Here is a 2219-nt window from a genome sequence, read left to right as displayed (position 1 = left end):
TTGCAATAGGGCCCCAATTCCATCGTATACTTTATTCTCTAATAAACCACTTTGCTTTAAATATTCCCGAAAGTAAAACACCGCTCGTTCTACTTCTATTTCATTCATATTATATCTATCTGCAAAAGATTGTTGAATTGGTGGACCGATAAATGAATCTAACTCGCTTATATTTACTTCTTCGATCCCGATTTTTTCTAACGCGTATAGAACAGAATTTATAATCCCTTCTTTCGGATCAGTTAATGTTCCATCTAAATCAAATAGAAATGTTGTATACATATTTCATTCCCCCACTGATTTTATATGTACCCCATTAAGGCCATTCTCCTACTTACACCTTTACTATACTATCACCATTCAACTTTTCAGAAAATTACTTTTTCTACCCCTTATACTTTCAGTTACAAAATCACAAAAGATATGATAAAGTGAAAAAGTTATAATTAATTTAATAGAAACTGGTGAAACACATGTCAATTACGTTAATTTTTATAATGGCTTTCACAATTGTTATCCACGCAGTTGAAACTAGCTCTTATAGTATTCGATTAGCTGGTGTACGTTTAAAAAAGATTGTCGTTGCCTTATCCATCGTAGGAATGGTACTACTTATTTCAAGAACATCTAACTTACTACAAGCTTTTTTAATTGGTGGTATTGTCGATGAAGCAAAGCTAGATTCTTCTATTGATTTAGAGCATATTATACGGCTCGTTCTATTATCTGCTTCTGTCGGTACATTGCTCGCGATTATACTCTATCCAACTTTGACAAAGCTATTTGGATACGTTATTCAAAACTTTGAAACGGATGGTTCATTCATTCGAATGATGAAGACGAATAACATTCAAAGATTAAAATACACAAAAAAGTATGTACGCTTTCCAAAATTCGAAATGATTCATCGAATGCGGATCGGTGGCATCCCAAAGCGTATTATGCTTATCAACATGTTTGCTACTGCAATTTATACAGCGGGTGTCCTTTCAGCCCTTTACGCTTCCTTTTTAAACCCAGATTACGCAACAAATGCAAGTACAGCTTCTGGCCTTGTTAATGGTTTTGCTACCATTTTATTAACAGTGCTACTCGATCCACGCATTGCTCTTTTAACAGAACGAGCTTTACAATCAGAAAAGGGTGCTGAAGCAATGAGTAAAATGTATGGCTGGCTAATGATTTCTAGACTTCTCGGCACCTTATTAGCACAACTTTTATTTGTACCAGGTGCTTACTGGATTTTATGGATTATTGAGCTTATGCATTAATTCACTCTCTAAAAAAGTAGGTGTACTATCAAATGACTATTAAAACCGAACAAGATATTATCCACTTGATACAAAATGATCCGTGGATGATGAATGTATTACAAATTGCAAGATCACTAGAGCTACCTGATTGGTGGATTTGCGCTGGGTTTGTTCGTTCTAAAATTTGGGATACTTTACATAACTACGAAGTACGGACAGCTACACCAGATGTTGATGTCATCTATTTTGATCAATTACATAAAGATGAGACATACGAACAATCGTTAGAAACGAAACTAATGAATATGGATACTACTATCCCTTGGTCAGTAAAGAATCAAGCTCGTATGCATGTGGTGAATAACATGCCACCTTATTCTTCTGCTGTTGATGCTATTTCTAAATTTCCTGAAACAGCAACCGCACTTGGTGTTACATTAGACGAGAAGAATAATGTCATATTAACATCCCCGTGCGGAATTGAAGATGTACTTTCATTACAAGTGCAGCCTACAGCCCATTTTCGTGAAACGAAAGAACGAATACATATGTACAAAAATAGGGTTAATCAAAAGAATTGGCAAAGCAAATGGCCTAACATTACAATCACTTATCCAGAAATTTAAAAAAGGTGCTTCTCATTATTAGAAGCACCCTTTCTTTTTTTATTTCAAAAAATGAATGACTGTTTCAGCAAATCGATCAGCTTCCTCATAATGTGGTGTATGGCCACTCTCTTCGAATATGATATGCTTCCCATTTTGAGCATCTTTATTAAATATTTCAATTTGCTTTTCACACGTTACTACATCATGTTTTCCTACAATTAATAACATTGGGTTCTGTACATCTTTTATTTTTGATAATAATGACGTATGACATAATCCCTCTGATTTTAATCTATCAAAATGGGTTTTTGAACGATTTGAAAATTGTTCCCACTCTTCGTCACTATATAAACTATCG

At 34.4% G+C, this 2219-nt stretch carries 4 protein-coding genes; 2 read left to right on the top strand and 2 right to left on the bottom strand.

The window, feature by feature from the left end; translation table 11 throughout:
* A partial coding sequence (locus tag AC1DTM_RS23490) for an HAD hydrolase-like protein (protein WP_477001013.1) occupies positions 1 to 282 on the bottom strand: 282 nt, incomplete at its 3' end.
* A gap of 191 nt (positions 283 to 473) precedes the next feature.
* On the opposite strand from AC1DTM_RS23490, the gene AC1DTM_RS23485 reads away from it, so the two are divergent.
* Together AC1DTM_RS23485 and AC1DTM_RS23480 are read left to right on the top strand one after the other, a co-directional pair.
* Positions 474 to 1271 (top strand): lipid II flippase family protein, encoded by a 798-nt coding sequence (locus AC1DTM_RS23485; protein ID WP_002158032.1) that lies wholly within the window; start codon positions 474 to 476, stop codon positions 1269 to 1271.
* Positions 1272 to 1303: 32 nt separating this feature from the next.
* On the top strand, positions 1304 to 1879 hold the full coding sequence (locus AC1DTM_RS23480; protein ID WP_016104723.1) for a nucleotidyltransferase family protein: 576 nt from the start codon (positions 1304 to 1306) through the stop codon (positions 1877 to 1879).
* Between the two features lie 39 nt (positions 1880 to 1918).
* Here AC1DTM_RS23480 and AC1DTM_RS23475 read toward each other — a convergent pair.
* Positions 1919 to 2219, bottom strand: a 301-nt coding sequence (locus tag AC1DTM_RS23475) for an alpha/beta fold hydrolase (protein ID WP_477001012.1), incomplete at its 5' end; no start/stop codon positions are given.

It is taken from the genome of Bacillus sp. P4_D3, assembly GCF_056401855.1.
This window is presented reverse-complemented; position numbering and strand designations above follow the sequence as displayed.